General features: G+C 71.4%; 20 protein-coding genes. 13 read left to right on the forward strand and 7 right to left on the reverse strand.

From position 1 onward, the window contains the following. Positions 1 to 480: 480 nt before the first annotated feature. Positions 481 to 1,500 carry a LacI family DNA-binding transcriptional regulator gene (locus tag QRN30_RS00405; protein WP_017886425.1) on the reverse strand — a complete coding sequence of 340 codons (1,020 nt, stop codon included), beginning with the start codon at positions 1,498 to 1,500 and terminating at the stop codon, positions 481 to 483. Positions 1,501 to 1,616: 116 nt separating this feature from the next. Beyond that, on the reverse strand, positions 1,617 to 2,666 hold the full coding sequence (locus tag QRN30_RS00410; protein WP_214562293.1) for a magnesium and cobalt transport protein CorA: 1,050 nt from the start codon (positions 2,664 to 2,666) through the stop codon (positions 1,617 to 1,619). A 329-nt stretch (positions 2,667 to 2,995) separates the two neighbouring features. On the opposite strand from QRN30_RS00410, the gene QRN30_RS00415 reads away from it, so the two are divergent. Then, positions 2,996 to 3,859 carry a hypothetical protein gene (locus QRN30_RS00415; protein ID WP_194590401.1) on the forward strand — a complete coding sequence of 288 codons (864 nt, stop codon included), beginning with the start codon at positions 2,996 to 2,998 and terminating at the stop codon, positions 3,857 to 3,859. A gap of 156 nt (positions 3,860 to 4,015) precedes the next feature. Here the strand turns inward: QRN30_RS00415 and idi are convergent, their stop codons facing one another. Then, entirely contained in the window at positions 4,016 to 4,558 is a 543-nt protein-coding gene (gene idi, locus QRN30_RS00420; RefSeq protein ID WP_056069633.1) for an isopentenyl-diphosphate Delta-isomerase, read from the reverse strand. 21 nt (positions 4,559 to 4,579) lie between these two features. Here idi and QRN30_RS00425 point away from each other — a divergent pair, with 21 nt between their 5' ends. The 7 genes from QRN30_RS00425 (at position 4,580) to QRN30_RS00455 (ending at position 10,998) form a co-directional block, all read left to right on the forward strand. Further along, on the forward strand, positions 4,580 to 5,638 hold the full coding sequence (locus QRN30_RS00425; RefSeq protein WP_259495171.1) for a polyprenyl synthetase family protein: 1,059 nt from the start codon (positions 4,580 to 4,582) through the stop codon (positions 5,636 to 5,638). Then, positions 5,635 to 6,573 carry a phytoene/squalene synthase family protein gene (locus QRN30_RS00430; protein WP_017886420.1) on the forward strand — a complete coding sequence of 313 codons (939 nt, stop codon included), beginning with the start codon at positions 5,635 to 5,637 and terminating at the stop codon, positions 6,571 to 6,573. Before QRN30_RS00425 ends, QRN30_RS00430 begins: the two co-directional genes overlap by 4 nt. Further along, positions 6,570 to 8,210, forward strand: a complete 1,641-nt coding sequence (gene crtI, locus QRN30_RS00435; protein ID WP_082509494.1) for a phytoene desaturase family protein — start codon at positions 6,570 to 6,572, stop codon at positions 8,208 to 8,210. The genes QRN30_RS00430 and crtI overlap by 4 nt, the downstream gene beginning before the upstream one ends. Next, complete coding sequence (locus tag QRN30_RS00440) at positions 8,210 to 8,542, forward strand: lycopene cyclase domain-containing protein (RefSeq protein ID WP_017886418.1); 333 nt, start codon at positions 8,210 to 8,212, stop codon at positions 8,540 to 8,542. Before crtI ends, QRN30_RS00440 begins: the two co-directional genes overlap by 1 nt. Further along, positions 8,539 to 8,958 (forward strand): lycopene cyclase domain-containing protein, encoded by a 420-nt coding sequence (locus QRN30_RS00445; protein ID WP_262160603.1) that lies wholly within the window; start codon positions 8,539 to 8,541, stop codon positions 8,956 to 8,958. Before QRN30_RS00440 ends, QRN30_RS00445 begins: the two co-directional genes overlap by 4 nt. Continuing rightward, entirely contained in the window at positions 8,955 to 9,881 is a 927-nt protein-coding gene (locus tag QRN30_RS00450) for a prenyltransferase (protein ID WP_017886416.1), read from the forward strand. Before QRN30_RS00445 ends, QRN30_RS00450 begins: the two co-directional genes overlap by 4 nt. Positions 9,882 to 9,954: 73 nt before the next feature. Further along, positions 9,955 to 10,998 (forward strand): Gfo/Idh/MocA family protein, encoded by a 1,044-nt coding sequence (locus tag QRN30_RS00455; RefSeq protein ID WP_263137078.1) that lies wholly within the window; start codon positions 9,955 to 9,957, stop codon positions 10,996 to 10,998. 166 nt (positions 10,999 to 11,164) lie between these two features. On the opposite strand, the gene QRN30_RS00460 is transcribed toward QRN30_RS00455, so the two are convergent. Next, on the reverse strand, positions 11,165 to 11,905 hold the full coding sequence (locus QRN30_RS00460; protein WP_042538661.1) for an MBL fold metallo-hydrolase: 741 nt from the start codon (positions 11,903 to 11,905) through the stop codon (positions 11,165 to 11,167). Between the two features lie 63 nt (positions 11,906 to 11,968). Between QRN30_RS00460 and QRN30_RS00465 the strand changes: the two genes are divergently transcribed. The 4 genes from QRN30_RS00465 to QRN30_RS00480 all read left to right on the forward strand — a co-directional run bounded on the left by QRN30_RS00465 (position 11,969) and on the right by QRN30_RS00480 (position 14,779). After that, positions 11,969 to 12,484, forward strand: a complete 516-nt coding sequence (locus QRN30_RS00465; protein ID WP_071250620.1) for a hypothetical protein — start codon at positions 11,969 to 11,971, stop codon at positions 12,482 to 12,484. A 4-nt stretch (positions 12,485 to 12,488) separates the two neighbouring features. Then, the gene (locus QRN30_RS00470) at positions 12,489 to 13,520 is read left to right on the forward strand and encodes a YihY/virulence factor BrkB family protein (protein ID WP_071250618.1); all 1,032 of its coding nucleotides are present in this window, start codon (positions 12,489 to 12,491) and stop codon (positions 13,518 to 13,520) included. A gap of 61 nt (positions 13,521 to 13,581) precedes the next feature. Next, positions 13,582 to 14,073 (forward strand): DedA family protein, encoded by a 492-nt coding sequence (locus tag QRN30_RS00475; RefSeq protein ID WP_017886411.1) that lies wholly within the window; start codon positions 13,582 to 13,584, stop codon positions 14,071 to 14,073. Between the two features lie 10 nt (positions 14,074 to 14,083). After that, entirely contained in the window at positions 14,084 to 14,779 is a 696-nt protein-coding gene (locus QRN30_RS00480; RefSeq protein WP_284760022.1) for an SDR family oxidoreductase, read from the forward strand. A 36-nt stretch (positions 14,780 to 14,815) separates the two neighbouring features. On the opposite strand, the gene QRN30_RS00485 is transcribed toward QRN30_RS00480, so the two are convergent. Beyond that, the gene (locus tag QRN30_RS00485; RefSeq protein WP_284760023.1) at positions 14,816 to 16,447 is read right to left on the reverse strand and encodes an ABC-F family ATP-binding cassette domain-containing protein; all 1,632 of its coding nucleotides are present in this window, start codon (positions 16,445 to 16,447) and stop codon (positions 14,816 to 14,818) included. A 274-nt stretch (positions 16,448 to 16,721) separates the two neighbouring features. Between QRN30_RS00485 and QRN30_RS00490 the strand changes: the two genes are divergently transcribed. Then, positions 16,722 to 17,147: a DUF3151 domain-containing protein gene (locus tag QRN30_RS00490; RefSeq protein WP_284760024.1), complete on the forward strand. Its 426-nt coding sequence runs from the start codon at positions 16,722 to 16,724 to the stop codon at positions 17,145 to 17,147. A gap of 94 nt (positions 17,148 to 17,241) precedes the next feature. Here the strand turns inward: QRN30_RS00490 and QRN30_RS00495 are convergent, their stop codons facing one another. Beyond that, entirely contained in the window at positions 17,242 to 20,277 is a 3,036-nt protein-coding gene (locus QRN30_RS00495; RefSeq protein ID WP_284760026.1) for a glycoside hydrolase family 2 TIM barrel-domain containing protein, read from the reverse strand. Continuing rightward, positions 20,274 to 21,242, reverse strand: a complete 969-nt coding sequence (locus QRN30_RS00500) for a carbohydrate ABC transporter permease (RefSeq protein ID WP_042538649.1) — start codon at positions 21,240 to 21,242, stop codon at positions 20,274 to 20,276. The genes QRN30_RS00495 and QRN30_RS00500 overlap by 4 nt, the downstream gene beginning before the upstream one ends. Positions 21,243 to 21,330 lie beyond the last annotated feature (88 nt).

Below are 21,330 nucleotides of genomic sequence, written 5' to 3' on the forward strand. Positions count from 1 at the left end.
CACAGTGCATCTCCTTCTGCCGCTTCGGTGCGGCAGTGTGTTCGGGTGGTTCTGCTGCGGCAGCGAAAGCACAGGGGGCCTGTGTGGACTTCGTTGTCGCGTCCGGATCCGGCGCGGTGTGACGCTCATGTGAACGGTCACATCGGCTGGACGGAGGCAATTTACGCACAGCCTCGGTGCGGCTGTCAATTCGGATTGGTCGCGTTTTCGTAACGGCGTGCGTGATCCGGAGGGAACGTCCCCCGGGCTGGGGCCAGGGGCCTCCGGAGCACGCGTTCGTTGCGTGGATCCGCATGCTGCGGACGGGAGGCGCGTGGCGGCGCCGCCACGGGCCTCCCGTCCGGTTCGTGGGCGCGTCCGGAGCCGCGCTCGCCGTGTCGGAGCGGGCGTCCCTGGCGCTTCCGGGCGTCCCTGGTCGGAAGTTCGTGGCAGGGATGCCCGTTTGCGGCAGGGACTCCGCCGCCGCCGGCCCCGAGCACGTCAGCGCGTGCGGGGTGCGCTCGTCGAAGCGCGCACGACCAGCTGCGGGACGATGTCGATCGGGCGGAGGAGCTCGCCCTCGCTCGGCAGCAGCAGGTCCACGCAGCGACGCCCGAGCTCGGCGAAGTCGACCTGCACCGTGGTGAGCGGCGGCCAGAAGTGCTTCGCCTCGGGGATGTCGTCGTAGCCGACCACGGACAGGTCCCCCGGGACGTCGAGCCCGTACGAGCGCGCCGCGTGCATGACGCCGAGCGCCATCTGGTCGTTCGAGCAGAAGATCGCGGTGCAGTCCCGCCACCGCAGCAGCTCGCGGCCGGCGTGGTAGCCGAAGTCGGCGGTCCAGTCGCCCAGGATCGGCGGGGCGACGGCCATGTCGCGGTCGGACATCTCGCGCAGGAACCCCTGCATGCGGGCGTCGGCCTCGATCCAGTCCTGTGGGCCGGCGATGTGCCGGACGTACTCGTGTCCCAGGTCGAGCAGGTGCGCGGTCGCGAGTCGTGCGCCCTCCATCTGGTCCACCCACAGGGCCGTGGGGTCCTCGCCGACGCTGGCACGCATGGTGACGTAGGGGGTGCGGATTCCGAGCTCGGCGATCAGGTCGAAGACCCGCTGCTGGGGCGCGATGACGACGATGCCCTCGACGTCCAGGTCGAGCAGGTGTCCGAGCCCTTCACGCACGGCGGCGTCGGTCGCCTCGGCGATGTTCGCCGTCGTGACGGAGTAGCCGCGCAGCATCGCGGCGTCCTCGATCGCCTGCAGTGCGACCGCGGGACCGTAGTGGGCGCGACGGGCCGTCAGGACGCCGATCGTGTGCGTCCGGCTCGTCACCAGGGCGCGCGCGGCCCGGTTCGGCCGGTACTGCAGCTGCTCCATGGCCGCCAGGACCTTGTCCCGCGTCTCGGCCCGGATCGCGTCCGAGTTGTTCAGCACCCGCGAGACGGTCTGGTGCGAGACGCCCGCGATCCGTGCGACGTCACGGATGCTGGGCGAACGCGGTTGCTGTGTCCGCGATGACGCCATTGCTGCTCGTTTCCGCCCGGGTGTCGTGGCACATCGATGTGCACGTTCACATCCGGGCCAGATCATTATGCACGTCCAGCGGATCGGCGCCACCTGTGCGCCGATCCGCCGTCCGCTCAGAGCCAGTTGCGCTTGCGGAAGATCGCCCAGAGCACGCCCATCAGCAGGAGCATGCCGAGGATCGCGACCGGGTAGCCGTAGTGCCAGTGCAGCTCGGGCATGTGGTCGAAGTTCATCCCGTAGACACCCGCGATCAGGCCGGGCGCGAACAGGATCGCCGCCCACGACGAGATCTTCTTGACCTCCTCGCCCTGGCGGTGCGCTGCCCGGGCGAGTTGCCGGCTCTCCTCGCCCTGCGCCAGGCTCGCGCTGGTCATCCGCCGCATCGCCTCGTTCTGCTCCTGCGACACCAGGGTGGCGTGCAGGGTCAGGGCGTTCTCGAGCAGGGCGCGGAACGAGTCGACCCGCTCGGTGACACGGAGCGCGTGGTCGTGCACGTTGCGGAGCCGGTGCTGCACGTCGTCGTCCACGCGGTACTTGTCGGCACCGCGGAGCAGCCCGGTCACCATCGCGGGCACCGGGGTGGTCGCGCGCTGGAACGCCAGGACCTCGCTGAGCAGCTGGTAGATGCGCTTCGAGACCCCGGGGTCGACCTGCCCGGCGAACAGCTGGTCCTCGATGGCGTCGATCTGCTCCTGCAGCACCTGGACGACGGGCCCGTACCCGTCGACGACCTCGTCGAGCACGGCCGCGGTGACCGCCTCGGACCCCTTCGCCAGGAACTCCGGGTCCGCCTCGACCTGTGCCCGCAGTGCCGCCAGGTCGGGGCGCGCGGCGTGCCGGACGCTGACGACGAAGTGGTCGCCGACGAACAGGTGGACCTCGCCGAACTCCACGGTGCCCTCGGACGGGTCGAACCAGGCCGGCCGGAGCACCAGGAACAGGGTGTCGCCGTACCGCTCGAGCTTGGCGCGCTGGTGCCCCTTGCGGGCGTCCTCGACGGCGTTCTCGTGCAGGTCGAACTCGGTGGCGACGGCCTCGAGCTCGTGCGGGTCGGGCCGGAGCAGCCCGATCCAGGTCAGGTCACCACGAGCCGGGCGCGACAGGGTCGACGGAGACTCCACGCGGCGTCCCCGGACGTAGATCGCGTTGTCGATCAGTGCCATGTGCGTGCTCCTTCGGTGGGGAGCAGGCGGGCGCGATGGCACCCCGGAGGCGATCCGGGGCGGGGCAGGGTCAGCGAACGGGCGCGACGACCGACACGGGCGGCCGGCCCGATCGAGGATGGTCACCCGACATCGCGCCTCACCTGCCCTTCTCGTCTCGTCGTGGCGGCGCCCAGAGCGCTGCCGACCGTCGAGCGTACGCCTGCGGCGTGGGTCGGACAACTTCGATCTCGGCTTTCCACATCGGTCATGAGAACCCTTGCTGCACCCCGACCCGGACGCTAGTGTCCTGATATCCAGAACACTGGATGCCAACACGAAGGAGTGTCATGGTCAAGAAGCAGTCGCCCACCATCGGGATCATCCTGGCGTCGATCGGGTGCGTCGCCTTGTCGTTCGCCCCGGGGTTCCGCGATGTCGCCGTCGTGTGGTGGCTCCTGGGCGCCGCCGGCATCGGCACAGCGTCGATCCGTGAGATGCGACCGAGGCGTCCCCGTCAGAAGAGCACGCTGGCACTCTCGGGGGTGGCGTTCGTCGCCGCGGCCGCTGCAGCGATCGCGCTCGTCGGCGTCGTGGCGCCGGCACGAGCCGACGCGTCGAGTGCCGTGACGGTCACGGACCCCTCCGGCACAGGACGGCTCGTCCAGCTCGCTTCGCAGCTCCGAGTCGAAGGGCGCAACCGGAGTTCGAACGCGGTCTCGGCGGCTCGGGAAGCGGGGTACTCCGCACGCTCAGGACTGCGACCTGACTGGGCTGGTGCCACTGCCTACACCTACGAGGGCGCCGACGTCGTCTCGGTCCCGCTCCTCGGGACCGACGTCCCGGAGATGACGAAGCTCTCGTTCGTGACCGTGGACGGTGAGACGACCATCACCGAGATGGCGTCCGCGATGACGTCCGCAACCGTGGTGCACTTCGCGATGTGGCAGGACGGTCAGCTGACCAAGAACGTGGACCTCACACAGGGAACCGAAGCGGAGCAGGCATCGTCCGTCGGGACGTACGGCCTCGACTGGAAGCGACTGAACAACTGCCTCAACAGCATCGGGATCAGCTGGGCGGTGATCGCAGTCCTCGGCGTCGCGTGCGGCGCAGCCTGCGCGACCATGGTGCTCTGCGCTCCGTGTCTCGCCGCGGCGGCTGGCTTCACGACGGGCACGATCGCGAAGTGCGTGTCGAACGCCTGGTCCTGAGCGGCCCGGTAGGGGCCTGGCAGGCGTCGCTGTCCACCCTGCCAGGCCGCAACGGCCGGCTCCGCGCAGCGCCGGCCGCGCGCATTCGGTCAGTCGCGCAGTCGCTCAGGCGCAGGCGCAGGTGCACACGCAGACGCAGACGCAGACGCAGCAGCGTCAGCGCGTGACGTGCAACCCAGCGGTCTCGAGCTCGGCCAGCTGCCAGCCGAGCCACGGGCTCCAGGCGAACGGCGCACCGGCGACGGCCTGCCTGAGAGAATCCTCGGACAGCCAGGCCCACTCGGCGACCTCGTCGTCCGCGGGCGCCGGGGTGTCGTCGGTCACGGCACGGAAGACGGGGCAGACCTCGTTCTCGACGATGCCCGACGCGTCGACCGCGCGGTACCGGAACTCCGGCAGCACGACCTCGACGTCACGGATGGTGATGCCGAGTTCGCGAGCGGCGCGACGGGCGATCGCGTCCTCGAAGGACTCGTCCGGACCGGGGTGACCGCAGAAGGTGTTCGTCCACACCCCCGGCCAGGTCTTCTTCGACAGCGCTCGTCGGGTCACCAGGACGTCGCCGTCGGTGTTCCGGACGTGGCACGAGAAGGCCAGGTGCAGGGGCGTGTGGGCAGTGTGGACCGTGAACTTGTCCGCCGTGCCGATCGGGGTACGGTCGTCGGACAGGAGCACCACGGATTCAGGGAAAGCGTTCATCTGAGTCGATAGGTTAGGCCAATGAGCGAGGAAGCGACCACCGTGCCGCACATCGACCTCGCGCTCGTCGACGACTGCCTCGAGCGCTTCTTCGCCGTGTCGTCGGCGCGCGCCGAGCGCTACGGCCGACCGTCGGAAGAGCTGTGGCGCGTGCTCCGCAAGGCGAGCATGGGCGGCAAGCGCTTCCGGCCACGCATGGTCATGACCGCGTACGCCGGCATGGGCGGCACCGACGCGCACGCCGCCGCCAACGTCGCGGCGGCCTACGAACTCCTGCACACCGCGCTGGTGGTGCACGACGACGTCATCGACCGTGACTGGTCGCGCCGCGGGCAGCCGAACGTCGCCGGGTCGTTCCGTGACAACGGGACGACGGGTGGCCTGCCGTTGCCGACCGCCGAGCACCGGGGGATGAGCGCCGCTGTGATCGCCGGTGACCTGGCGCTCGCCGGGGCACCTCGGTTCATCGAGGCCGCGGGGGTCGACGGCGCCCGGCGTGAGCGGTTGCTCGAGCTGTTCGACGAGGCCGTGTTCGCCAGCGCCGCCGGCGAGATGACCGACGTCGACCTGGCACTCGGGGTGATGCCGACGGTGGACGAGGTCCTGGCGATGGAGCGTGCGAAGACGAGCGTGTACTCGTTCGAGGCACCGCTGCAGTCCGGTGCGGTGCTGGCCGGCGCCGACGAGGAGATCGTCACCGCCCTCGGTGCCTTCGGCCGCGAGATCGGCATCGCGTACCAGATCGTCGACGACCTGCTCGGGGTGTTCGGCGACGAGACCATGACCGGCAAGACCGTGCTCGGCGACCTGCGCGAGGGCAAGCGCACCATGCTCATCGCGTACGCGGCGACCACCGACTGCTGGCCCGACCTCGAGCCGTACCTGGGTGACCCGGACCTGACCGAGGCCCGCGCGGACGAGGTCCGTGCGACCCTGGTGTCCTGCGGTGCGCGCGGCGCCGCGGAAGCACGCGTCGCTGACCACACCGCACTCGCCCGGGCCGAGCTCGCCCGGCTGCCGTACGAACTCGCCGACCGCCTGGAGGCCCTCGTGACCGAACTCGTGGAGCGCGCCCGGTGACCCACAGCACCACCACGGCGACCGGATCCCGTCCGGCTCGCCTCCAGCTCTACGACGCGACGGCCGAGGCCGCGTCGGGTGTCGTCATCGACCGGTACTCCACGTCCTTCGGCCTGGCGAGCCGCATGCTCGCCCGCGACACGCGCGAGCACATCCGCAACGTCTACGCGCTGGTCCGCGTCGCGGACGAGGTCGTCGACGGCCCCGCGACCGAGGCCGGGCTCGACCGCGAGCTCGCCCGGACCGTGCTCGACGAGCTCGAGGCCGACACCGAACGGGCCATCGCGCTCGGCTTCTCGGTGAACCCGGTGGTCCACGCCTTCGCCCGCACCGCCCGCACCACCGGCTTCGGCGCCGAGCTCACCGCCCCGTTCTTCGCCTCGATGCGCATGGACCTCGAGCGCACCGAGCACGACGACGCCTCGTTCGACGCGTACGTGTACGGCTCGGCCGAGGTCGTGGGCCTGATGTGCCTGCGTGCGTTCGTGTACCGCGCGGGCAAGCCGACGTTCGACCAGGCCGAGCTCGTCGCCGGGGCGCGTGCGCTCGGTGCGGCGTTCCAGAAGGTGAACTTCCTGCGTGACCTGCACGCCGACTTCGAGGTGCTCGGTCGCTCGTACTTCCCGGGCGTCGACATCCGTTCCTTCGACGAGGCCACGAAGCACCGCCTGGTCGCCGACGTGCAGGCAGACCTCGACCACGCCGCGCGGACGATCCGGCTGCTGCCGGCCGATGCCCGCAACGCCGTCGGGCTCGCACACGCGCTCTTCCAGGAACTCAACGACCGACTCGCGCGCACCCCGGCGAGCCGTCTCGTCACGACGCGCGTGCGCGTCCCCAACCCGGTGAAGGTCCGCCTCGCGGCACAGGTCCTCGCCGGACGTGGACCGCTCCGGTCGCGCGCAACCACCCACCGGCCGGGAGGCTCGTCATGACCCCGCCCCGCGCCTCCCGACCGAAGACGGTCGCCCCCACCACCCGGCGCAAGGTGCCGGCACGTCGTGCCGTCGTCATCGGCGGCGGCATCAGCGGCCTGGCGGCCGCTGCGCTGCTCGCCCGCGACGGCTTCTCGGTGACGGTGCTCGAGCAGCGCACGCAGCTCGGCGGCCGTGCCGGTTCGTGGGAGCAGGACGGGTTCCGGTTCGACACCGGGCCGTCGTGGTACCTCATGCCCGAGGTGTTCGACCATTTCTTCCAGCTGCTCGGCACGTCAGCCGAGGCCGAGCTCGACCTGGTGAAGCTCGACCCCGGCTACCGCGTCTACAGCGAGGGCCACGACGAGCCGATCGACCTGCGCGCCGACGCCGAGGCCAACATCGAGCTGTTCGAGTCCATCGAGCCCGGTGCCGGCGAGCGGATGCGGAAGTACCTGGCGTCGGCCGAGGACACCTACCGGATGGCCGTCCGCCGGTTCCTGTACACGACGTTCCAGGACCTCACGAAGCTCGCGGCACCCGACGTGCTCCGGCGCCTGCCGAAGCTCGCGCGCCTGCTGCTCGAGCCGCTCTCGACCTTCGCCGAGACCGCCGTGCGCGATCGCCGCCTGTGGCAGATCCTCGGCTACCCGGCGGTGTTCCTCGGCACGAGCCCGTACGCGGCGCCGAGCATGTACCACCTGATGAGCCACCTGGACCTGTCCGACGGCGTGCTCTACCCGAAGGGCGGCATCACCGAGGTGATCTCCGCCGTCGAGCGGGTCGCCCGTGCCGAGGGCGCGAAGATCATCGCCGGTGCGAAGGTCGAACGGATCGTCGTCGAGGACGGCGTCGCCACCGGTGTCGTCCACCGCGACCGCGACGGCGTGCAGCACACGGCCCCCGCGGACCTCGTGGTCAGCGCGGCCGACCTGCAGCACACCGAGATGCAGCTGCTCGAGCGGGAGCACCGCACCCACGGTGCCGACCATTGGAAGAAGCGCGACCCGGGGCCGAGCGCGGTGCTCGTGTACCTGGGCATCGACGGTCCGACGCCGGGGCTGCTGCACCACACCCTGATGTTCACCGCGGACTGGAAGGCCAACTTCGGCGCGATCTTCGGGGACGACCGGCACGTGCCGGACCCCGCGTCGATCTACGTCTGCGCCCCGTCCGAGACCGACCCGAGCGTCTCCCCGCCCGGCACCAGCAACCTGTTCATCCTGGTGCCCCTGCCCGCCGACCTGTCGATCGGCAAGGGTGGCATCGACGGCGCCGGCGACTACCAGGTCGAGCAGATCGCCGACCGTGCGATCGACGTGCTGGCCGAGCGTGCCGGGGTGCCGGACCTGCGCGACCGCATCCGGGTCCGTCGCACCATCGGGCCCCGCGACTTCGCCGACGACCTGAACGCCTGGAGCGGCTCGATGCTCGGTCCGGCGCACACGCTGAAGCAGAGCGCGTTCTTCCGCGAGAAGAACGCGTCGAAGAAGGTCGAGGGGCTGTACTACGTCGGCGCCTCGACGATCCCGGGCATCGGTCTGCCGATGTGCCTGATCAGCGCCGAGGTCCTGCTCAAGCGCATCCACGGCGACCGGAGCACCGAGCCGCTGCCGACACCCCTCGGGGCCCCGAGGGACCGGACCGAGACCGCCTGATGCCCGGGCTGTACCTCGCCGGCCTGGTGGTGTCCCTGGTCGGCATGACCGTGCTGGACGCCCGCTTCCGGTTGTTCTTCTGGCGGGCGCCGTGGCGGGCGGCGGCCGTGACGGTCGTCGGGGTCGCGTTCTTCATGGTGTGGGACATCGCCGGTGTCGCGGCCGGCATCTTCTTCATCGGGCCGCAGAACCTGCTCACCGGGGTGCTCCTGGCGCCCGAGGTCCCGCTCGAGGAGCTCTTCTTCCTGCTGCTGCTCTGCTACTCGACGATGGACCTGGTCGGGTTCGTCCGGCCGCTCGTCCAGCGGGCGACCGACCGGCGGCAGGCGTGAACGGCGCCGGGGCGTACGCGCTCCTGGCCCTGCCGTTCTTCGGCGTCACGGCCGTCGTCGGCGTCATCGCCGGGGTCGTCGCCGCGCGCCGTGCACGCGCCGCGGGTCGGCTGCCCGCGGTGGGTCGCCGGGTCGCGGTGCTCACGTCCGTGATCGCGGGCATCGCGCTGCTGGTGATGACGATGGTGTTCGACAACGTCATCGTCACGCTGCGCATCGTCGCCTACGACCCCTCGCTCATCAGCGGTGCGAAGATCGGTGCGATCCCGGTCGAAGACCTCGCCTACGCGATGTCCGCCATCGTGCTGCTGCCCAGCCTGTGGGTCCTGTTCGACCGGACCGGCGCGCGCCCCGCGCCCCACCCGACCCCAGCACCAGCACCAGCGGAGCCAGCACCAGCAGAGGACACGAAGTGAACGCCAGCACCGCCTCCAGGCCGTCGACCCTGCGCGCCCTGTTCGTGTCGTCGCGGCCGATCAGCTGGGTGAACACCGCGTACCCGTTCGGCGCGGCGTACCTGCTCGGCAGCGGGGTCGGCGTCGAGGGCGGCGGCGGGTTCTCGCTGATCGCGTTCCTGGTCGGTGTCGTGTACTTCCTGGTGCCCTACAACCTGGCGATGTACGGCATCAACGACGTCTTCGACTACGAGTCCGACCTGCGCAACCCGCGGAAGGGCGGCGTCGAGGGCGCCCTGCTCGACAGGAGCGTGCACCGTGCCACGCTGTGGGCCGTCGTCGTCACGAACGTCCCCTTCCTCGTCGCGCTCGTGGTGCTCGGCGCGGTCAGCGGCAACGGTCCGTGGTCGTGGCTCGTCCTGGCGATCAGCGTCTTCGCGGTCATCGCGTACTCGGCGCCGGGGCTGCGGTTCAAGGAGAAGCCGTTCCTCGACTCGCTCACGTCGAGCACGCACTTCGTCTCGCCGGCGATCTTCGGTCTCGCCCTCGCGGGGCCGCACTGGACCGGCGAGCTCGTCGCCGTGTGCATCGCGTTCTTCCTGTGGGGCGTGGCCTCGCACGCGTTCGGTGCCGTGCAGGACGTCCTGGCCGACCGGGCCGGCGGCATCGGCTCGGTCGCCACCGTCATCGGTGCGCGGGCGACCGTGCGGCTGGCCTTCGTCGCGTACCTGGTCGCCGGCGTCGCCCTGCTGTTCTCGGCGTTCCCCGGGCCGATCGCCGCGATCGTGGTCCTCCCGTACGCGCTCAACGTGCTGCCGTGGTGGAACATCACCGACCAGGGCGCCGAGGCCGCGAACGCCGGCTGGAAGCGGTTCCTCTGGATCAACTACCTGGCGGGCTTCATCGTCACGATGGCACTCATCGCGTACGCCTACACGCACTGACAGACTGGACGCACGCACCGCGGCGACCGTGGTGCGACACCAGCCACGACGGCAGCCACGAAGGAGTGCACGCATGAGCGTCCGGATCATCCACGTCGGTCTCGGAGGGTGGGGCGGCAACTGGGCCCGCACCGCCATCCCAGAGGTGTCGGAAGTGCAGGTGGCCGGGATCGTCGACCCGTCGGCGCCGACGCTCGAGGCCGTGCGGACCGACCTCGGGCTCCCGGCCTCCGCCGCGTTCGCGTCCCTGACCGAGGCGCTCGCCACGGTCGAGGCCGATGCCGTCGTCATCACCGCCCCGGCCGTGACGCACGTGCCGCTCGCGCTCGAGGCGCTCGAGGCCGGCAAGCACGTCCTGGTCGAGAAGCCGTTCGCGAACACCACCGACGAGGCCGTCACTGCGGTCCGCCGCGCCGAGGAGCTCGGCCTGGTGCTGCAGGTCAGCCAGAACTACCGCTGGTACCCGGCACCGCGGGTCGTGCAGGAGATGCTCGAGGCCGACGTCGTCGGTGAGGTCTCCGCGATCAACGTCGACTTCCGGCAGTGGGACAACGACCAGCCCGCCGAGACGTACCCGCACTACCGGTTCCCGCACGCGATGATCAACGACATGGCGATCCACCACTTCGACCTGCTCCGGATGATCACCGGGCAAGAGGCCGTCCGCGTCTTCGCCAAGGCCAGCTACCCCGCCTACAGCAAGTACCAGGACGAAGCGGTCGCCTCGATGATCATCGAGCTCGACGGCGGCACGGTCGTCAACTACCGCGGCAGCTGGCTGAGCCGCGGCCCGCGCACCGCGTGGGCCGGCGAGTGGAGCATCGAGGGTGAGGACGGCGAAGTCTGGTTCACGAGCCGCGACGGCGAGCCGAACGCCGTTGCCGGCGACCGGGTGACCGTCCGCCGCACCCAGGACGACGAGGCCGAAGTGGTCGAGCTCCCCGTGCTCGCACACACCGACCGCCAGGGCGGCCTGCAGGCGTTCGCCCGCTCGGTGCAGGGCGGCCCCGCCCCGGAGACGAGTGGGCGCGACAACCTGCGGAGCCTCGCGCTGATGGAGGCCGCCGGCCGCTCCGCGGCGTCCGGCCTGCCCGAGGACGTCGTCGTCCCGTCCTGACCGCACCCACCGACGGCCTGGAGGCACGGGGCGGGCCCGCACCGCGCCTCCAGGCCGTCGTCGGTCGCTCCACCGCGTCGGGGACCTTTCGCGCTCACCGACAGTCCACGCGTCGGAGCGCCCGTGACGTGTCGCTGCGCGCGTGGACTCGCGAGCCGGTTTCGCGTCAGGCGGCGCCGGCCGCCCGCCGCGCCTGCGCGACGGCCCGCCGCACGCCGAGCGACCAGGCTGGCCCGTGGCCCGGCAGCACGTGCTTCGCCTCGGTGTCCGCCAGCAGCTCGAGCGACGCGACCGCCGTGTCGACGTCCGACGTCGCCGCAGGTGCGACGATCCGCGGTCCGATCCCGCCGGTGTACGGGTCGAAGGTGACGAGCGCGTCCCCGGCGATCACGGCGTCGCGGTCGGCGAAGTGCAGGGCCACGTGCCCGTCGGTGTGCCCGGGTGTCTCGATGATCCACGGGGTGCCCGGCACGTCGGCGCGGTTCTCCAGCGGCTCGGTGTCGGCGATGCCGTCGACCGTGGCCGCACCGGCGAGCAGCATCCGACCCAGGGGACGCAGGCCGCCCGGGTGCAGCGCCACGAACCCGAAGCGGTTCGCCTGGGGCCGGTACGAGTACGGGTGCGCGGCGAGGTGCCGGTCGCCCGGGTGCACGAAGACGGGCGTGCCCCAGTCGCGGTGCATCCGTGCAGCGGTTCCGACGTGGTCGAAGTGCCCGTGCGTGAGCAGCAGGCCCTCCACCCGATCGGGCGTGTAGCCCAGGTCGTGCACGGCGAGCTGCAGGTGCGGCCACGCGGCGGGCAACCCCGCGTCGATGACGAGCAACCGGTCGCCGGTCTCGACGAGGTACGTGTTGGTGTGTGCGATCTCGAGGCGGTGGATCCCCTCGGCGGTGTCCCGGAAGAGCATGTGCGGCACGGTAGGCGCGGGCTGCTGGGCAGCATCCCGGGTGGGACGTGTACGAAATGGGGAATGGCCAAGGACAGTCTGCCCGAGCTCGAACTCGCCAACGTGCGCACGCGCGAGCGCATCACGGACACCGTGACGGAGCTGAAGCGGCGCGCGGACCTGCCCGCCCGCACCCGTCTGGCGGTCGCCAAGACGAAGCAGCGGTGGCACCGCGACCCCACGCCCCTGGTGGCGATGGGGCTGACCGGCCTGACCGGTGTCGCGGCGATCGTCCTCGGCATCGCGCTGCGGAACAAGCCCGCCGGGCACCTGGCGCAGCCACCGGCGAGCTCGGCTTTCACCGCGCTGCTGCCGTTCGGCGCTCGGGGCGACGCCCCGTCGGCACAGGAGCGGGCGCAGGGCGGTCGGAAGGATCGCAAGGCACGGGCGAAGGCCGCCGAGGAAGCCCTCGAGCGTGACCCGGCGCACCGGGGCCGCGTGAAGCAGCAGGTCGGCATCGCAGCGGTGCAGCGACGCGCGAACAAGAACCGCAAGCAGGCGGTCAAGCGGTCGAAGGCGGCCGTGAAGGCGAGAGGCTAGTCCCATGGCGCACGAAGAGCAGAAGCCGGACCCGGACGACTCCCGGAAGCCCGACAACCCCACCGACCTGAAGAAGCCGACGCTCGTCTACACGCTGAAGAAGACGCTGCGCGAGTTCACGAGCGACCAGTGCACCGACCTGGCCGCGAGCCTGACGTACTACTCGGTGCTCGCGCTGTTCCCCGGGCTGCTGGCGGTCGTGTCGATCCTGGGCCTGGTGTCGGACCCGGCGAAGACCATCGACACCCTGCTCCAGGTCATCCGCAACATCGGCGGCGGTGACGTCGCGAACCTGCTCAAGGACCCGGTGAACGGCCTCGTCCGCTCGCCCGCCGCCCCCGTGACCTTCATCGTCGGTCTGCTCGGTGCGCTCTGGTCGGCCTCCGGCTACGTCGGCGCCTTCGGCCGCTCGATGAACCGGATCTACAACGTCCGCGAGGGCCGGCCGATCTGGAAGCTCCGCCCGACCATGCTCGGCGTCACGGTGACCACCGTCGTCCTGCTCGTGGTCGGCCTGCTCGTGCTGGTGAGCGGGCCGCTCGCCCGGAGCTTCGGCGACGTCATCGGCCTGGGCGACGTCGCCGCGACCGTGCTGCTGATCGTGCAGTGGCCGATCCTGCTCGTCATCGCGATCATCGTCGTCGCGGTGCTCTACTACTGGTCGCCGAACGTCAAGCAGCCGAAGTTCCGCTGGGTCAGCGGCGGGTCGATCCTGGCGATCCTCATCTGGGTCATCGCGAGCGTCGGCTTCGGGTTCTACGTCGGGAACTTCTCGAACTACAACGCCACGTACGGCTCCCTGGGTGGGGTCATCGTGTTCCTGCTGTGGATCTGGATCACGAACAACGCCCTGCTCTTCGGTGCCGAGTTCGACGCCGAGATCGAGCGGGGCCGCGAGCTGCAGGCCGGCATCCGTGCAGAGGAGGACATCCAGCTCCCCGAGCGCGACACCCGCCAGATCGAGAAGCAGGACGAGCAGCGCGCGCAGGACGTGCTCGAGGGCATCCGCATCCGCCAGGGCGTCGACAACGACTGACCGTCGCGCGTCCGACCGGCGCTGACGGGCGCTCTCCGGTTCGGGACGCTACGGTGCGAGCGTGCCGTCCTTCCTCGAGGGGCTCCCGTTCCGGTGGCTCGTCCTCGCGCTCTTCGCGATCGTGTTCTGCCGTGCGCAGGCCACGTACTGGGTCGCGCGGCTCGCGGTGACGGGTGCGTCCCGCTCGCGGTGGGGCGGGTGGCTGCGGTCGCCGGCGGTCCGTCGTGGTTCGGCGCTGCTCGACCGCTGGGGCCTGCCCGTCGTCACGGTGAGCTTCGTGGTGGTCGGCCTGCAGACGGTGATGAACGCCGCAGCAGGGCTGGCACGGGTCGCCTGGTGGCGGTACACGATCGCGATGGTCCCTGGCTGCGTCGCGTGGGCCTTCCTGTACGCGACCGTCGGGCTCGCCGTGTTCTGGGCGGTCGTCGCGGCGCTCGCCGGCTCGCCGTGGGGCATCGTGGCGCTCGCTGGTCTCGTGGTCGTCGCCGGCGTCGCACTGACGGTCCTGCGTCGTCGCCGTGACCGCACAGGAGGCCCGGCCCGGCTTCCGTAGGCTGGCCTCCGTGACGACAGACCAGCTCCAGAACCGTCCGGTCGCCCTGGTGACCGGAGCCACCCGCGGCATCGGCCGCGCGATCGCCGCCGACCTCGGCCGCACCCACCACGTGCTCGTGGGCGGCCGGTCCGCCGACGCCGTCAACGCCCTCGTCCAGGAACTGCCGAGCGCGGCGCCGTTCGTCGGTGACCTGGGCGCGGGCGAGGTCCCGGCGCTGCCGGCACGGCTCGACGTGCTCGTGCACTCCGCCGGCGTCGAGCAGGGCACCACCGTCGCCGACACCCCGCGCGCGGTGTGGGAGCAGGTCTTCGCGACGAACGTGTTCGCGGTCGCCGAGCTCACCCGGCTGGCGCTACCGGCACTGCGGGCGGCCCGGGGCATCGTCGTGCCGATCAACAGCGGCTCCGGGTTCCACTCGGGCCCCGGCGGTGGCGTGTACGCGGCGTCGAAGTTCGCGCTGCGGGCCTTCGCCGATGCCCTGCGGGAAGAGGAGCGGGCGAACGGCGTGCGGGTGTCGAGCGTGCACCCGGGCCGGACCGACTCGGACATGCAGCGGCAGCTCGTGGCGAAGCTCGGGGAGTCCTACGACACCGACTACTACCTGGCGCCCGAGGACGTCGCCGCCGCGGTCCGCACCGTCGTCGACCTGCCCGAGCGCGGCACCGTCGAGTCGCTCGCGATCCGACCGACCCGACGGCGCTGACGCGCTGACGGCGACGGCGACGGCACCGACGACCGACTACCGCAGCTCGATCCGTTCGTCGAGCTCGAGCCGTTCCAGGAACATCTCGTCGTGGCTCACCACGACGAGTGCACCCCGGTAGGCCCGCAGCGCGTCCACGAGCTGGTCGACGCTCGTCAGGTCGAGGTCGTTCGTGGGCTCGTCGAGCACGAGCAGCTGCGGTGGCGGGTCGGCGAGCACCAGGGCAGCCAGCGCAACCCGGAACCGTTCCCCGCCGGACAGGTCCCCGGCCGGACGGTCGACGGTGTCGCCGCGCACCAGGAACTTCGCCAGCCGGTTCCGGACCTCGGCGACGGGCACGTGCGGGGCGTCCCGGCGCACGTTGTCGAGCACCGTGGCGGTGTCGTCCAGGCTGTCCTTCCGCTGCGGCAGGTACGCGATCCGGTCGACGTGGGCGACGGCCGTGGTCGCCGGCAGCGGGTGCTCCCGGGCCGCGGGGTCGCCGACGAGCTGCTCGAGCAGCGTGGACTTGCCGACGCCGTTGTCCCCGGTGACGGCGATCCGCTCCGGCCCCTGCACGATGACGTCCCGTCCGCGGACGGTCACGGTGGCGATCCGACGCGATGCCGGCACGTCCGGGTCGGGCAGGGTGACGTGGATCGACTCGTCGTCGCGCAGACGGAGTTCGGCCTCACGCTTGGACGCAAGTGCGGCAGCTTCGTCGTCCGCGTACCCGACGCGCAGTCGACCGGCGGTCTCCTGCGCCTTCTTCCGCTGCTCGTTCGCCAGGATCTTCGGCATCGAGCGGCCCGCCTTCTCGCCGGCCTTGGCACGACGCGCGATCTTCGTCTCCGCCTCGATGCGCTGCCGTTTCTCGGTGCGGTGCCGCTGATCGGCGACGCGGACCTCGCGCTCGACGGCCGCCTGCTGCACGGCGAGGTGCTCCTCGAACGCGCTGAAGGTCCCGCCGAACACGGTCACCGCCCCGGCGCGGAGCTCCACGGTCTCGTCGACGTGTTCCAGGAGTTCCCGGTCGTGACTGACGAGCACCAGGGTGCCGCGCCAGTCGTCGACCAGGTCGAGGAGCAGCCCGCGGGCCCGGCGGTCCAGGTTGTTCGTGGGCTCGTCCAGGAACACGATCGGTCGCGCGCGCAACCGCACCCCGGCGACGGCGACGAGCACGGACTGCCCGCCGGACAGCGTCGACACCGGCCGGTCGAGGTCGGTGCCGTCGAGCCCGACCCGGTCGAGCACCGCGGCGGCCCGTTCCTCCAGGTCCCAGTCGTCGCCGACCGCCTCGAGTTGTGCGGCCGTGGCGTCCCCGGCCAGGACGGCCCGGAGCGCGGTGAGTGTGGGCCGGATGCCGAGCAGGTCGGCGACGGTGTCGTCCGCGCTGGCGTGGGCCCACGCCGCCGGTTCCTGATCGACGCGCCAGCGGCGATCAGGCCGTGCCGGTGGGGAGAGTCGTTGCGGCAGGTGGTCGACGGGACCCGACGTCGCGATGCTGCCCGACGTGGGGTGGAGCCGGCCGGTCGCGAGCCGGACCAGCGTGGACTTGCCGGCCCCGTTCCTCCCGACCAGGCCGGTCCGGCCACGTCCGAAGGCGGCGGTGAGGTGGTCGAGCGCGACGGTGCCGTCGGGCCAGGCGAAGGTGACGTCGTGCAGGACGACGGACGGACTGGTGGGCATGGAGGTGTCTCCCGGTGTCGATGCTGGGCGCACGACACCGAGGCCACCGCGGTGCGGTGGAGCGCCCGACGGGGCGCGCGATCACGGTGTCAGCGCGTGGGCTGAGCGGTACCGGTGATCGACAGCAATCCGTCTGCTTCCGTCGGGGGACCCCCGTGTCCGCCATCCGTTCCGCCGGTCGGTCTCCCGCCCCGGCGGCCCCGCGATGACGACGAGGTGACCTCCACGGTAATCCCGTGACACGGGCGCCCGCAAGGGATGACAGGCTGGGGGCATGCCGGAGAACCTGTTGCCGACCCCGTCGTCGAACCCCGAGACCCTGCTGCCCGCCGAGCCGGAGGTGACCGCCGCGATCGAGGCGGACGCCCCCGTCGCCAGCGTGGTGGTGTCCCACCCGTCGTCGAGCCTGGCGTGGGCGCTGCTCGCCGACGAAGCGTGGGCGCGCGGCGCGACCCTGGAGTCCTACGCGTACGCCCGTGTCGGGTACCACCGCGGGCTCGATGCCCTGCGCAAGGCCGGCTGGCGCGGTGTCGGCCCGGTGCCGTGGTCGCACGAACCGAACCGTGGCGTGCTGCGGGCGTTGTTCGCCCTGCACCGTGCGGCCGAGGCGATCGAGGAGCCCGGCGAGGCTGAGCGCCTGACCGACTTCCTGAACGCGAGCGACCCCGAGGCGCTGCGCGCCCTGTCCGCCGGCGCGTAGGGCCCACACGCAAAACACCGGTGTTCACACTGCACGCCGCGGGATGCGGGTGTGCAACGTGCGAACACCGGTGTTTTGCGAGAGCCGACCCCGCCTAGCCCAGCAGCACGCTCCAACTGAACGCCTGCGGCCAGAGCTGGTGCTCCGGCAGCACGTCGAGCCCGCACGCCCGGCTGCCGAGCCCGTGCTGCGCGGCGTCGAGGTACAGGTACAGGTGGTCCGACGTCGGCAGCTCGTACGGGTGCTCGGCGCGGTCGATCTGCTGCGCGGTCCACGGCGACAGGGTGAATCCCGCACGGTGCGACCCAACGGTCGACACCGTGAACGGCCCGACGGACAACGAACGCAGGTCGGGCCGGTGCCCGGTCTCCTGCGGTCGCGAGTATTCCACCCCGAGCGAGCGCACCGGCGCGGTGAACCGCCCGACCCGGGCAGCGTGCGAGGAATCGGCGTACGACTCGAGCGGTCCGGTCCCGAACCAGGTTGCGTCCCCGTCCGCCAGCGACGCCGGCAGGTCGAACCGCACCCCGATCCGCGGCCACGTGACGTCCCACGCGCCGAACGGCACGGCGTCGGTCTGTAGCACGAGCCCGTCGGACGTCAGGGTCCAGCGGTGCGTGACCTCGAGGCCCCACCCGCTGTTCGCCGCCGCGACGCGCACGTGCTGCTCCAGACCGGAGTCGGTGCGCGACACCGACACCAGCCGGTGCGTCAGCCGGTCCAGCCCGCGATCGCGCCAGCGCGTCGCCGACGGGGGCGCCGTCGGGTCGCCGACACCGTGCGTGAGCACCGGGTCCGCGGTCTCGTAGCCGCCCTGTGACGCCAGGCTGTCGTTGTCGGTCGGTGCGCGCCAGAGTTCCAGGCGGGGCCCGGCCACCTCGTGGCCCTTCCAGGACGCCAGGTCACCGCGCGCGTTGAACGTGCCGTCGCCCAGGTGGTCGCCGTCCCACCCTTGCCTGGAGGCCCGTGGTGCGTCCGCCGCGCGCGCCGCGACGAGCCGCTGGGTGCGTGCGACGACGTGGCCGGTGTCCGCCCACGCGGTCGGCCCCGCCAGTTCCACGGTCAGGTCGAACCAGAGCTCGTCGCCGGGTGCGAGTTCGGACGTGGCCGCGTCGAGCACCTCCGCGGGCACCGGGACCGTCGCCGACGCACGTGCGGCGACGATGCCCGTGGACAGGCGCCCCGAGGCCTCGACCGCGCCGTTCCGCGACAGGGTCCAGCAGAGCCGGAGCCCGGCGGTCGAGGCCGAGTGGTACCGGTTCTCGACCAGCACCGTGGTGTCCGAGACCGCCAGGCGGATCGGGGCCACGACGGCCGCGAACTCGGCGAGCCCCGGGGTCGGGGTGTCGTCGGGCAGCACCAGGCCGTCCATCACGAAGTTGCCGTCGTGCACGACCTCGCCGAAGTCGCCGCCGTACGCGTAGTAGTCCTCGCCGGTGGGTGTCTTCGCGAGCAGGCCGTGGTCCCGCCACTCCCACACGAACCCGCCGTGCAGCCGCGGGTACCGGTCGACCAGGGCTTCGTACTCGGCGATCTGCCCGGGGCCGTTGCCCATGGCGTGCACGTACTCGCAGTGGATGAAGGGCTTCGACTTCTGGCGCGCCGCCTCGGCCGGGCCGCAGCCGAGCAGGGGCGTCGGGGTGCCGCCGCCGATGGACTCGGTCTCCTGCAGCGTCGGGTACATCCGCGAGTAGACGTCGGTGTACTCGCCCGTGTAGTCGCCCTCGTAGTGCACGGGGCGCTCGGCGTCGCGGTGGTGCACCCACTGCGACATCGCCGCGAGGTTCCGGCCGGTGCCGGACTCGTTGCCGAGCGACCACATCACGATCGACGCGTGGTTCTTGTCGCGCTCGACGGTGCGGGCGATGCGGTCGAGGTAGGCCTCGGCCCACGCCGGGTCGTCGGAGGGGTTGCCGACCCAGTCGGTGAACAGGAACCCGTGGGTCTCCAGGTCGCACTCCAGGACCACCCAGAACCCGAGCTCGTCGGCCAGGTCGAGCACGCGGGGGTGCGGCGGGTAGTGCGAGGTGCGGATGGCGTTGACGTTGTGCCGCTTCATCAGCGCCATGTCGGCGCGGGCGTGCTCCTCGTCGAACACCCGGCCGCGCACGGGGTGGGTCTCGTGCCGGTTCACGCCGTGGAACACCACGCGCTCACCGTTCACCAGGAACCGGTCGCCGACGATCGACACGGTGCGGAACCCGAGCCGGAGCGAGACGGCCTCGCCGCCGGCGGTACCGCCGGCGTCGGTGCCCGTCGACAGCGTCGCGTCGTACAGCTTCGGCAGCTCGGCGCTCCACGGCTCGACGCCCTCGACCTCGATCGGTGCGACGTCGTCGGCCGTTGCCCAGGTCACGTCGAGGCCCAGGTCGGGCACCGCGAACCGCACCGGGAACACCGCGTCGAGCGTCGGGAACGTGATCGTGCCGGTCCCCGTCTCCGGGCGCCCCGACGCCGCGGTGCCCGCCGATGCAGCCGTGCCGAGCGTCGCCTGCCAGCCGGCCTGGACGAACACGTCGTCGATCGCCGCCGTGGGCCGGGCGAGCAGCGTGACGTCGCGGAAGATGCCCGGCAGCCACCACTGGTCCTGGTCCTCCAGGTAGGACGCCGCCGACCACTGGTGCACCCGGACCGCGAGCTCGTTCGCTCCCGGCCGCACCAGGTCGGTGACGTCGAACTCGGTCGCCAGGCGCGAGCCCGTCGACCAGCCCACGAGCGTCCCGTTCAGCCACACCCGGAAGTGCGACTCGACCCCGTCGAACCGCAGCAGCACCCGGCCGGCGGCGTCGAACGACGACGGCAGCTCGAACGTGCGGCGGTGGTCCCCGGTCGGGTTCTCCTCCGGCGGGTGCGGCGGGTCGATCGGGAACGGGTACTGCAGGTTCGTGTAGCTCGGCGCACCGTGGCCGTGCAGTACCCAGTGCGACGGCACCGGGAGCTCGCCCCAGGCCGGGTCGTCGTCCTCCCCACCCTCGGTCGCGAAGTCCTCGGAGACCGAGGCGACGGGCGACCACCGGAACCGCCAGTCCCCGTTCAGCGACAGGGACGGGGCGTCGGTGTGCAGCCAGGCACGGGGTGCCAGCCGCGAGTCGGAGCCGGGTGCGGTGGACGAGAGTGCGGAGTGGGTCAACCCTTGACCGATCCTTCCGTGAGGCCTCCACGCCAGAAGCGCTGGAGGACGATGATGGCGATGACGAGCGGGATGACCGAGACGAGCACCCCGCCGGTGGTGAGCTGGTAGAACTCCGGCAGGCGGTCGACCTGCGAGCGCCAGTTGTTCAGACCCAGTGTTATCGGGTACAGCTTCTGGTCTGCCAGCATGATGAGCGGCAGGAAGAAGTTGTTCCAGATCCCGACTACCTGGAACAGGAACACGGTGACGAGCGCAGGGGTCATCTGCCGGAGCACCACGGTGTGGAAGATCCGCAGCTCACCGGCACCGTCGATGCGTGCCTGTTCGAGCAGGGTCGTGTCCACCGAGGCCGCGGCGTACACCCGGCACAGGAACAGGCCGAACGGCGACACCAGGCTCGGGATGAGCACGCTCCAGTACGTGTCGGTCAGCCCCATGGTCGAGAACAGCAGGAACAGCGGCAGCGCCGTCGCGGTCCCCGGCACGAGCACGCCGCCGAGGATCGTGCCGAACACGAACTGGCGCCCCCGGAAGTCGTACTTCGCCAGCGCGTACCCGCCGGCCGCGGCGAAGTAGGTCGCCAGGACCGCACCGACGCCGGAGTACAGGATGCTGTTCGCGATCCACCGGACGAAGATGCCGCCGTCGTAGGTGAACACCTGCTGCAGGTTGCTCCAGAGCGCGAACTCGCCGCCGAACCAGAACCCGTTCGTCGAGAACAGCGCGCCCGTGGTCTTCGTCGCCGCGATGACGACCCAGTACAGCGGGACGATGAAGTACAGCGCGACGACGACGAGGATCCCCGTGACGACGATCTGCGAGCGTGGGGACCGGTCGAGCTTCCGGCGCGCGCTGGAGCTCTGGGAGACGCGCCAGCGGCTCCGCGACGCCAGCGCCGAAGGAGCCTGCGACTGAGGGACATCCGGTAGGGACACCTTCGAGGTCGATTCCGTGGATGTCATCGGTCAGTCCCTTCGGTGGTCGCGACGCGACCGGCCTGGAGGCCCGGGTCGGCTTGGGTGGTGACCGTGCTGCCCGCCGCAGCGCGCG

Source organism: Curtobacterium sp. MEB011 (assembly GCF_030209655.1).
Lineage (GTDB): Bacteria > Actinomycetota > Actinomycetes > Actinomycetales > Microbacteriaceae > Curtobacterium > Curtobacterium poinsettiae.

Excerpts from the sequence above, each read along its gene's own strand:
- crtI (WP_082509494.1), top strand. The coding sequence starts at position 6,570 with ATGACCCCGCCCCGCGCCTCCCGACCGAAGACGGTCGCCCCCACCACC.
- QRN30_RS00425 (WP_259495171.1), top strand. The coding sequence starts at position 4,580 with ATGAGCGAGGAAGCGACCACCGTGCCGCACATCGACCTCGCGCTCGTC.
- QRN30_RS00410 (WP_214562293.1), bottom strand. The coding sequence starts at position 2,666 with ATGGCACTGATCGACAACGCGATCTACGTCCGGGGACGCCGCGTGGAG.
- QRN30_RS00460 (WP_042538661.1), bottom strand. The coding sequence starts at position 11,905 with ATGCTCTTCCGGGACACCGCCGAGGGGATCCACCGCCTCGAGATCGCA.
- QRN30_RS00440 (WP_017886418.1), top strand. The coding sequence starts at position 8,210 with ATGCCCGGGCTGTACCTCGCCGGCCTGGTGGTGTCCCTGGTCGGCATG.
- QRN30_RS00490 (WP_284760024.1), top strand. The coding sequence starts at position 16,722 with ATGCCGGAGAACCTGTTGCCGACCCCGTCGTCGAACCCCGAGACCCTG.
- QRN30_RS00405 (WP_017886425.1), bottom strand. The coding sequence starts at position 1,500 with ATGGCGTCATCGCGGACACAGCAACCGCGTTCGCCCAGCATCCGTGAC.
- QRN30_RS00465 (WP_071250620.1), top strand. The coding sequence starts at position 11,969 with ATGGCCAAGGACAGTCTGCCCGAGCTCGAACTCGCCAACGTGCGCACG.
- QRN30_RS00485 (WP_284760023.1), bottom strand. The coding sequence starts at position 16,447 with ATGCCCACCAGTCCGTCCGTCGTCCTGCACGACGTCACCTTCGCCTGG.
- idi (WP_056069633.1), bottom strand. The coding sequence starts at position 4,558 with ATGAACGCTTTCCCTGAATCCGTGGTGCTCCTGTCCGACGACCGTACC.
- QRN30_RS00500 (WP_042538649.1), bottom strand. The coding sequence starts at position 21,242 with ATGACATCCACGGAATCGACCTCGAAGGTGTCCCTACCGGATGTCCCT.
- QRN30_RS00470 (WP_071250618.1), top strand. The coding sequence starts at position 12,489 with ATGGCGCACGAAGAGCAGAAGCCGGACCCGGACGACTCCCGGAAGCCC.
- QRN30_RS00455 (WP_263137078.1), top strand. The coding sequence starts at position 9,955 with ATGAGCGTCCGGATCATCCACGTCGGTCTCGGAGGGTGGGGCGGCAAC.
- QRN30_RS00415 (WP_194590401.1), top strand. The coding sequence starts at position 2,996 with ATGGTCAAGAAGCAGTCGCCCACCATCGGGATCATCCTGGCGTCGATC.